The 9,565-nt window shown below is 65.9% G+C and carries 9 protein-coding genes and 1 pseudogene; 3 read left to right on the top strand and 7 right to left on the bottom strand.

Annotated elements, in window-relative coordinates; all coding sequences use genetic code 11:
- The 7 genes and pseudogenes from AC2VOU_RS20195 to sdhC all read right to left on the bottom strand — a co-directional run.
- A pseudogene (locus AC2VOU_RS20195) lies at window positions 1-389 on the bottom strand (D-alanyl-D-alanine carboxypeptidase); the annotation flags it as partial.
- 78 nt (window positions 390-467) lie between these two features.
- Window positions 468-1,466, bottom strand: coding sequence for an SMP-30/gluconolactonase/LRE family protein (locus tag AC2VOU_RS20200; RefSeq protein ID WP_486958961.1), 999 nt, complete (start codon window positions 1,464-1,466; stop codon window positions 468-470).
- Entirely contained in the window at window positions 1,463-2,818 is a 1,356-nt protein-coding gene (locus AC2VOU_RS20205) for an aspartate aminotransferase family protein (RefSeq protein ID WP_486958962.1), read from the bottom strand. Before AC2VOU_RS20205 ends, AC2VOU_RS20200 begins: the two co-directional genes overlap by 4 nt.
- Before the next feature lie 76 nt (window positions 2,819-2,894).
- A complete protein-coding gene (locus tag AC2VOU_RS20210) occupies window positions 2,895-3,689 on the bottom strand; it encodes a succinate dehydrogenase iron-sulfur subunit (RefSeq protein ID WP_486958963.1) in 795 nt (264 codons plus the stop codon).
- Window positions 3,689-5,476: a succinate dehydrogenase flavoprotein subunit gene (sdhA, locus tag AC2VOU_RS20215; protein ID WP_486958964.1), complete on the bottom strand. Its 1,788-nt coding sequence runs from the start codon at window positions 5,474-5,476 to the stop codon at window positions 3,689-3,691. Before sdhA ends, AC2VOU_RS20210 begins: the two co-directional genes overlap by 1 nt.
- A 21-nt stretch (window positions 5,477-5,497) precedes the next feature.
- Complete coding sequence (locus AC2VOU_RS20220; protein ID WP_486958965.1) at window positions 5,498-5,968, bottom strand: succinate dehydrogenase hydrophobic membrane anchor subunit; 471 nt, start codon at window positions 5,966-5,968, stop codon at window positions 5,498-5,500.
- Window positions 5,965-6,393: a succinate dehydrogenase, cytochrome b556 subunit gene (gene sdhC, locus AC2VOU_RS20225; protein ID WP_486958966.1), complete on the bottom strand. Its 429-nt coding sequence runs from the start codon at window positions 6,391-6,393 to the stop codon at window positions 5,965-5,967. The genes AC2VOU_RS20220 and sdhC overlap by 4 nt, the downstream gene beginning before the upstream one ends.
- A 209-nt stretch (window positions 6,394-6,602) precedes the next feature.
- Here sdhC and AC2VOU_RS20230 point away from each other — a divergent pair, with 209 nt between their 5' ends.
- From AC2VOU_RS20230 to AC2VOU_RS20240, 3 genes are read left to right on the top strand one after another with little or no spacing between them, the layout of a single operon-like run.
- Window positions 6,603-6,989 carry a cytidine deaminase gene (locus AC2VOU_RS20230; protein ID WP_486958969.1) on the top strand — a complete coding sequence of 129 codons (387 nt, stop codon included), beginning with the start codon at window positions 6,603-6,605 and terminating at the stop codon, window positions 6,987-6,989.
- Window positions 6,986-8,278 carry a thymidine phosphorylase gene (locus tag AC2VOU_RS20235; RefSeq protein ID WP_486958967.1) on the top strand — a complete coding sequence of 431 codons (1,293 nt, stop codon included), beginning with the start codon at window positions 6,986-6,988 and terminating at the stop codon, window positions 8,276-8,278. The genes AC2VOU_RS20230 and AC2VOU_RS20235 overlap by 4 nt, the downstream gene beginning before the upstream one ends.
- A complete protein-coding gene (locus tag AC2VOU_RS20240) occupies window positions 8,275-9,363 on the top strand; it encodes an adenosine deaminase (RefSeq protein WP_486958968.1) in 1,089 nt (362 codons plus the stop codon). Before AC2VOU_RS20235 ends, AC2VOU_RS20240 begins: the two co-directional genes overlap by 4 nt.
- Window positions 9,364-9,565 lie beyond the last annotated feature (202 nt).

Consider the following 9,565-nt stretch of genomic DNA (forward strand, 5'->3'; position numbering starts at 1 on the left):
TTGATGACGCTGGCCGGACGGTGCCGGCCGTGCGGGTCGCGGGCGGCGACGATGGCGCCGCTGTCCAAGTCGGCGACCACCCAGGCCTCGGCCGAGATGTCGCCCGGCACCGGTGGAGTGCCGGCGGCGGTGACGACGCCGCAGCCGCCTAGCGCGTTGCCGCCGATCGGCGACGGCGGCACTGGCAGCGGCAGCGGAGGCTCGCCGGCCTCGGGCACTTCCGAGGAGTCCACCGCGGCCGGGGTCGCGACTTTGTACGGGCACAGATCGTGCGCTTGTCCTGACCCCGGGCTAGGTTCCGCGAATGCCGCGGGCATGCCCATCAGCGCTGGGGTACTCAGCATGAAACCGGCCGCTGCCCGGCAGGACGCCGTTCTCAACAGTGTCATCGTCTGAGCAGAGTAGGCGATCAGCGGCCCGATGTCCGGGAGCCGCGCTGTGACTGGTGTTACGGATGTTGCATTAAATTAGTGGACAAGGGGCAGATAACAGATCCCGGGCCCGGCGATGCGGCCCAGCCACAACCGGCCCGGGGTTTCCACCACGCCGGTGGCCAGGCCGAAGTCCGGATGCTGGACCCGTAGCTGAGCCACCACCTGCCCGTTGTCGGGGTCGAACCCGACGACCCAGACCGTCGGCTTCGGATTGGGCAGCCACCGGTAGGGCAGCATGCGCCACATCACGCTGCGGATGATCGGTGCCCGCGGCGCCAACCATTCGTTGAGCGCATTGCGGTCCGACACCAGCGCCACCCAGATCCGGCCGTCCAGGCCGGTGGAGATGTTGTCCGGATAGCCCGGCAGCTCGGTGACCAACCCGGTGATGGTGCCGGCCCGCTCACCGGTCAGCCAGTACTTCGACACCCGGCATCCGGCGCTCTCGGCGAACACCACCGCCGACTCGTCGGCGGTCAGCGTCACGCCGTTGGCGAAATACAGCCCGCCGGCCAACTCGGTGACCGTCCCGTCGGGCTCACGCCGGAACAGCGCGCCGGTCGGGCGTCCCTCGACGATCGAGCCCTTGTAGTACTCGTAGTGGAAGCGACTGGTCGACTCGGTGAAAAAGATTGTGCCGTCTGACGATTCGACGGCATTGGAGCAGAATGTCAGCGGTCGGCCATCGATCTCGGCCACCAGCGTCTCGATGTCGCCGGTGGCGGGGTCGTAGCGCAGCAGGCCGCGGTGGCTGTCGCAGATCAGCAGCCGGCCGTCGCGGGCGAACGCCAGGCCGAGCGGTCGTCCGCCGGTATCGGTGACCACCTGCACGGAACCGCCGTCGGGGCTGACCCGGACGATGCGACCGTCCTCGACGCCGGTCCAGATGTTGCCGTCGGCGTCGGCGACGACGTCCTCGGCGGCGGTGCCCGGCACATCGATGATATGCAGCGCCGCAGTGAAATTCGGCTCGGGTAGTGGTCGCGACGGCGGCGGCTGCCAGCGGATCGGATCGATAGGCGGTTTGCTCACAACGCGTCCTTCAGCACACTGCGCAGGGTGGATTCGATGGTGTCGAACTCGGGCTGTCCGCTGATCAGTGGAGGCGCGATCACGACGACCGGGTCGCCGCGATCATCGGTCCGGCAGTAAAGGCCTGCAGCGAACAACGACGAGGCGATGTGCGGCAGCAGTTTTGCAGCCTCGGCGCGGGTGAAGGTCTCGCGGGTCGCCTGATTCTTCACCAGCTCGATCGAGTAGAAATAGCCCTCGCCACGGACGTCTCCGACGATCGGCACGTCGTAGAGTCGCTCCAAGGCGGCCCGCAACGCCGGCGCCTGACGCTTGACGTTGGCGTTGAGGTCCTCGCGCTCGAAGATGTCGAGGTTGGCCAGCGCGACCGCCGCCGACACCGGATGGCCGCCGAACGTGTAGCCGTGCGGGAACACCGTCGTGCCGTCGTTGAACGGTTCGAACAGTCGGTCGCTGGCGACCATCGCGCCGATCGGCGAGTACCCGGATGTCAATCCCTTGGCGCAGGTGATGATGTCGGGTTGGTAGCCGACGTCCCCGATATCACAGCAGGCGAACATCGATCCGATCCGGCCCCAGGCGCAGATCACCTCGTCGGACACCAGCAGCACGTCGTAGTGATCGCAGATTTCGCGCACCCGTTCGAAGTATCCCGGCGGTGGGGGGATAGAGCCGCCCGCGTTCTGCACCGGTTCGAGGAACACCGCGCAAACGGTGTCGGGTCCTTCGAATTCGATCGCCTCGGCGATCCGGTCGGCGGCCCACTGCCCGAACGCTTTCGCGTCGGAGCGCAACAGCTCCGGTGCACGGTAGAAATTGGCGTTCGGCACCCGGAATCCGCCGGGAGTCAGCGGCGCGAACGGGGTTTTGTAGGCCGGCAGGCCGGTGATCGCCAGCGCGCCGTGCGTGCTGCCGTGGTAAGCGGTCGCGCGTGAAATCACTTTGTGCTTGCCCGGTTTGCCGGTCAGCTTGAAATACTGCTTGGCCAGCTTCCACGCCGACTCGACGGCCTCGCCGCCCCCGCTGGTGAAGAACACCCGGTTCAGGTCGCCGGGAGCGTACCCCGCGATCCGGTCGGCAAGTTCGATCGCGGGCGGAGTCGCGTACCCCCACAGCGGAAAGTAGGCCAGCGTGTTCGCCTGCTGCGCGGCCGCTTCGGCCAACTCGGCGCGGCCATGTCCGACCTGCACCACGAACAGTCCGGACAGGCCGTCGAGATAACTCTTGCCGGCGTCGTCGAAGAGCGTCACGCCGTCGCCGCGAACGATGATCGGCGGCCTGGTACCCGGGCCGTGCTTGGCGAAATGCAGCCACAGGTGGCGATCGACCTTCGCGGCAAGGTTCTCGGTCATGGTGACCGCGAGCGTAACGCCACGGAGGTTTGTGGCGCCGCAAATGTCGGTGGCGTTACGCTCGGCGTGACGGCCCTCAGCGGGCGAACAGCAGCGCGCGCTTGACCTCTTGGATCGCCTTGGTCACCTCGATGCCCCGGGGGCAGGCGTCGGTGCAGTTGAACGTGGTGCGGCAGCGCCAGACACCGTCGACCTCGTTGAGGATGTCGAGACGCTCCGCGGCGCCCTCGTCGCGGCTGTCGAAGATGAACCGATGCGCGTTGACGATCGCCGCCGGACCGAAGTAGCTGCCCTCGGTCCAGAACACCGGACAGCTGGTGGTGCACGCCGCGCACAGGATGCATTTGGTGGTGTCGTCGTAGCGGGCGCGGTCGGTCTGGCTCTGAATCCGTTCCCGTGTCGGGGGATTGCCGCTGGTGATCAGGTACGGCTTGACCGCGCGGTACGCGTCGAAGAACGGCTCCATGTCGACGATCAAGTCCTTCTCCACCGGCAGCCCGCGGATCGGCTCGATCGTGATGGTGAGGTCTTTCTTTGGCTTTTTCGGCAGCAGGTCGCGCATCAGCATCTTGCAGGCCAGTCGGTTCTTGCCGTTGATCCGCACGGCGTCTGAGCCACACACGCCGTGCGCGCAGGACCGCCGGAAGGTCAGGGTGCCGTCGAGGTAGCTCTTCACGTAGATCAGCAGGTTGAGCACCCGGTCGGTCGGCAGGCACGGCACCCGGAAGCTCTGCCAGCCACCGGAGTCGGCGTATTGGTCCGGGTTCTCGGGGTTGAACCGGGCAATTTTCAGCGTCACCATGACCGAACCTTCGGGCACGGCTGGCAGGGGAGGATCGCCGGCGGGCGCTTCGAGCGCGTCGGTGCTCATCAGTACTTGCGCTCCTTGGGTTCGTAACGGGTCTGCACCACCGGCTTGAAATCCAGCCGGATGTCGGCGAGCAGATCGGTGCCCTGCTTGTCGGTGCCCTGCTTGTCGGCGCCAATGTCCTTGTAGGCCATGGTGTGACGCATGTAGTTGACATCGTCGCGGTTGGGGTAGTCCTCGCGGGCATGGCCGCCGCGGGTTTCCTTGCGGTTCAGCGCGCCGACGACGGTAACCTCGGCCAGTTCGAGCAGGAAGCCGAGTTCGATGGCCTCCAGCAGATCACTGTTGAAGCGCTTTCCTTTGTCGTGTACCGAGATTCGGGAGTACCGCTCCTTGAGCGTGTGAATGTCGTTGAGCGCCTGCTTGAGTGTTTCTTCGGTGCGGAACACCGCGGCGTTGTTGTCCATGGTCTGCTGCAGTGCGCCGCGGATGTCGGCGACTCGCTCGTTGCCGTGTTCGGACAAGATGTCAGCGACCCAGTTGACCACCATCGTCGCCGGGTCCGGCGGCATCTCGACGAAGTCGTGCCCCTTGGCGAAAGCGGCCGCGGCGATGCCGGCGCGACGGCCGAAGACGTTGATGTCCAACAGTGAATTGGTGCCAAGCCGGTTGGCGCCGTGCACCGACACGCACGCGCATTCACCGGCCGCGTACAGACCGGGCACGGTGCTGGTGTTGTCCCGCAACACCTGACCGGTGATGGTGGTCGGGATTCCGCCCATCACGTAGTGACACGTCGGGTAGACCGGGACCAGTTCGTTGACCGGGTCGACTCCGAGGTAGGTGCGGGCGAACTCGGTGATGTCGGGCAGCTTGGCGTTCAGCACCTCTTCGCCGAGATGGCGGACGTCGATGTAGACGTAGTCCTTGTGTGGACCGGCCCCGCGGCCCTCGAGCACCTCGCGGACCATCGAGCGCGCGACGATGTCGCGGGGTGCCAGGTCGACGATCGTCGGCGCGTAGCGCTCCATGAAGCGCTCACCCTCGCCGTTGAGCAACCGGCCACCCTCACCGCGCACGGCCTCGGAGATCAGAATGCCCAGCCCGGCCAGCCCGGTCGGATGGAACTGGTGAAACTCCATGTCCTCCAACGGAAGTCCCTTGCGGAAGACGATGCCGATGCCGTCCCCGGTCAGGGTGTGCGCATTGGAGGTGGTTTTGTACATCCGGCCCGAGCCGCCGGTGGCGAGCACGACGGCCTTGGCGTGGAAGACGTGAATGTCGCCGGTCGCCAATTCGTAGGCGACGACGCCGGTGGCCACCGGGCCGCTCGGGGTGTCGGTGAGCACCAGGTCGAGCGCGTAGAACTCGTTGAAGAACTCGACGTCGTTCTTGACGCAGTTCTGGTAGAGCGTCTGCAGGATCATGTGACCGGTTCGGTCTGCGGCATAACAGGATCGGCGCACCGGCGCCTTGCCGTGGTCGCGGGTGTGCCCGCCGAAGCGGCGCTGATCGATCCTGCCCTCCGGGGTGCGGTTGAACGGCATCCCCATCTTCTCCAGGTCGAGCACCGCGTCGATGGCTTCCTTACACATCACCTCGACCGCGTCCTGGTCGGCGAGGTAGTCGCCGCCCTTGACGGTGTCGAAGGTGTGCCATTCCCAGTTGTCGTCCTCGACGTTGGCCAGCGCCGCACACATGCCACCCTGCGCGGCACCGGTGTGGCTGCGCGTCGGGTACAGCTTCGTCAAAACCGCTGTCCGGACGCGGGGGCCGGCCTCCACGGCGGCCCGCATCCCGGCGCCGCCGGCGCCGACGATCACCACGTCGTATCGGTGTTCGCTAATCATGTCACCGCCCTACGATGCATCTCAGGCTCCAATGTTGGGGTCGAACGTCAGCAGCACGTAGGTCCCGAGCACCAACGTGAACGTCATCGACAAGACGAGCAGGCTGTTCAGCCAGAAGCGGGTGGAGCCCTTGCGGCTGTAGTCGTCGATGATGGTTCGCAATCCGTTGCCGCCGTGCAGCTGGGCCAGCCACAGCAGCACCAGATCCCACGTCTGCCAGAACGGCGAATGCCAGCGCTGCGCAACGTAGTTGAAGTCGATGCGGTACACGCCGTCGTCGACCATCAGCATCACGAACAGATGGCCGAGCGCCAGGAAAACCAGCGCGACGCCGGAAAACCGCATGAACAGCCAGGCGTACTTCTCGAAGTTCGGCATGCCGGACCGGCGGCGCGGGGTGCGCGGGTTGTCGAGGCCGGCCGGGCGGTCGTGGTTGCGCTGGCGCACCGGCGCGACCTCTCCGCGGCCTAACTGAAGATCGGGTGAGCTCACCGGAAGTGTCCGATCATGTGAACGGCGACGACTACCGCGGCGGGCACGATGACCAGCACCCAGACGATCGCGATCGCCCACAACATCTGGCGTTGATAGCGCGGCCCCTGCCCCCAGAAGTCGATGAGGATGACCCGGATGCCGTTGAGCGCATGAAATAGCACCGCGGCGACCAAGCCGAGTTCCATCAGGCCGACGAGCGGCGTCTTGTAGGTCGAAACGACCTCGTCATACGCCTGCGGGCTGACCCGGACCAGCGCGGTGTCGAGCACGTGGATGAACAGGAAGAAGAAGACCGTAGCGCCGGTGATGCGGTGCAGCACCCACGACCACATTCCCGGATCGCCACGATAGAGGCTGCGCCGCAGAAGTTGCAGTCGCGATTTTTCCTCCGGCGTGGCCGGATTCGCCGACGTCGTCGTCATCTCCCGCCTCCCCTTTGCGATGGGCTACTCAATTTAATCCCATTCACGCGGCCGATTCAGCCCCATTCTTGCCACCGGGCGGCCCGCTTGGTGCCGACCGGCGCTTCCATACGCGCAGAATCTAGGCTGGTCATGTGAATTAGCCAACAGTGAGCGGGGTTTTCGGATGCATTGTCACCACGCGCGGGGTCGGGACCGTGTCTGAGCAAATCGACTGGAAGGTGCTGCACAGCAGGGCAACTCAAGCCTCACGAGGTGCCTACGCGCCGTATTCGCGCTTTCCGGTGGGCGCTGCCGCACTGGTCGACGACGGCCGGGTGATCACCGGTTGCAATGTGGAGAATGTCTCATATGGCCTAGGTCTCTGCGCGGAGTGTGCGGTGGTGTGCGCCCTGTATTCCACCGGCGGCGGCAGGCTGCTGGCGCTGGTGTGCGTCGACGGCGGGGGAGCGCTGCTGATGCCCTGCGGCCGCTGCCGTCAGGTGTTGCTGGAACACGGCGGGCCGGACATGCTGATCGACCATGCCGCGGGGCCGCGACCGCTCGGCGAGCTGTTGCCCGACGCCTTCGGTCCCGAGGATCTCGAGCGCGCATGAACCACGATGCGCCGACGGTGATCAGGACCAAACGTGACGGCGGCCGGTTGTCCGATGACGCGATCGACTGGGTCATTGACGCCTATACCCGCGGGCAGATCGCCGACGAGCAGATGTCGGCGCTGCTGATGGCGGTGTTCCTGCGCGGTATGGACTACGGCGAGACCGCGCGCTGGACCACGGCCATGGTGGCCTCCGGTGACCGGTTGGACTTCGCCGACCTGCGCCGTAACGGCCATCCGGCGCGGACCGTCGACAAACATTCCACCGGCGGGGTGGGAGACAAGATCACCTTGCCGTTGGTGTCGGTGATTGCCGCCTGCGGCGCGGTGGTGCCACAAGCGTCCGGCCGCGGGCTCGGGCATACCGGCGGCACCCTGGATAAACTGGAATCGATCGCCGGCTTCACTGGTTCATTGACGAACGCCAAAGTGCGGCAACAGCTTTGCGATGTCGGAGCGGCCATCTTCGCGGCCGGACAGCTGGCGCCGGCCGACGCGAAGCTGTACGCGCTACGCGACATCACCGCGACCGTCGAGTCGCTGCCGCTGATCGCCAGTTCGGTGATGAGCAAGAAGATCGCCGAGGGGGCCGGGGCTCTGGTGCTCGACGTGAAGGTCGGCTCCGGCGCGTTGATGGACTCCGAATCCCGATGCCGGGATCTGGCCGAGACCATGGTCGCGTTGGGCGCCGAGCACGGGTTGCCGACTCATGCGTTGCTCACCGACATGAATCGCCCGCTGGGCGCGGCCGTCGGTAACGCGCTCGAGGTCGCCGAGGCGCTGGAGGTGCTGGAGGGCGGTGGTCCACCCGATGTGGTGGGGCTGACGCTGGCCTTGGCTCGCGAGATGCTCGAACTCGCCGGCATCGACGGACACGACCCTGAGCAGACCTTGCGGGACGGGACGGCGATGGACCGGTTCCGGGCACTGGTCGCGGCGCAGGGTGGAGACTTGTCCCAACCGTTGCCTGTTGGTAAGAACTCCGAAACCGTCACCGCGACGCGAAGCGGCACAATGGGAGATATCGACGCAAAGGCAGTGGGGCTCGCGGTGTGGCGACTTGGCGCGGGCAGATCCCGTCCGGGCGAGACGGTCCAGTCCGGCGCCGGGATTCGGATCCACCGTTGTTCCGGCAGCCCGGTGGCAGCCGGTGAGCCGCTGTTCACGCTGTACACCGATACGCCCGACCGCTTTCCGGGCGCACTGGCCGAGTTGGACGCGGGCTTCACGGTCGGCGATAAGGCCCCGGTCGAGCGGCCACTGATCATCGATCGGATCACCCCATGACGACGCCGCTGAGCCTGGACACGATCGAGCGGGCGCCCAAGGCGTTGCTGCATGACCATCTCGACGGCGGCCTGCGTCCGTCGACGGTGCTCGACATCGCCGGTCAGACCGGCTACGACGACCTACCCGCGACCAATGTCGATGCGCTCGCCCAATGGTTTCGCACCGCTTCGCACAGCGGATCGCTGGAGCGCTACCTCGAACCGTTCTCACACACCGTGGCGGTGATGCAGACCCGTGAGTCGCTGTACCGGGTCGCCTTCGAGTGCGTGGAAGACCTGTCCGCGGACTCGGTGGTTTACGCCGAGGTGCGGTTCGCCCCGGAGTTGCACATCAACAAGGGACTGGCGTTCGACGAGGTCATCGACGCGGTGCTCGCCGGATTCGCCGACGGCGAGCAGGCGGCGTCGGCCGCCGGGCGTCCCATTGTGGTGCGCTGCCTGGTGACCGCGATGCGGCACGCCGCGTTGTCTCGTGAGATCGCGGAGTTGGCAATCCGTTTCCGCGACAAAGGCGTGGTCGGCTTTGACATCGCCGGCGCGGAGGCCGGCTACCCGCCGACCCGGCACCTAGATGCCTTTGAGTACATGCGAAACAACAACGCCCGCTTCACAATCCACGCGGGCGAGGCATTCGGACTGCCGTCCATCCAAGAGGCGATCTCGTTCTGCGGTGCCGACCGGCTGGGCCACGGGGTTCGCATCGTCGACGACATCGACGTTGCCGAAGACGGTGAAGTTAGGTTGGGGCGGCTGGCATCGATACTGCGGGACAAGCGAATTCCGCTGGAAATGTGTCCGAGCTCCAACGTGCAGACCGGGGCGGTCACCAGCATCGCCGAGCATCCCTTCGATCTCTTGGCCCGAACGCGATTCCGGGTCACCGTCAACACCGACAACCGGTTGATGAGCGACACCACCATGACTCGCGAGATGGCCCATCTGGTCGACGCATTCGGCTACGGGTGGAGCGATCTCCTGCGATTCACCGTCAACGCGATGAAGTCCGCGTTCATCCCGTTCGACGAGCGGCTGGCGCTCATCGACGACGTGATCAAACCGCGTTACGCCGTCCTGATGGGTTAGGGCGCCTTCACGCGAGGGTGCTGCCAGCGACGTCGCTACCCGGTAAATAACTCGGCAGAAGCACTTTCGCGCGCCGAACCGCCGAACCGCCGCAACTTCGTCTAGCCCGAAGTTGCGACGGTTTTCGGGCGTGGTCTGATTCCTGAGCTGGGTAGATGGCTCTGAATTCGCATCGAAATGTAGTCAGAATATAGGGTGTGTC

The sequence above is a fragment of the Mycobacterium sp. TH-M25 genome (assembly GCF_057473665.1).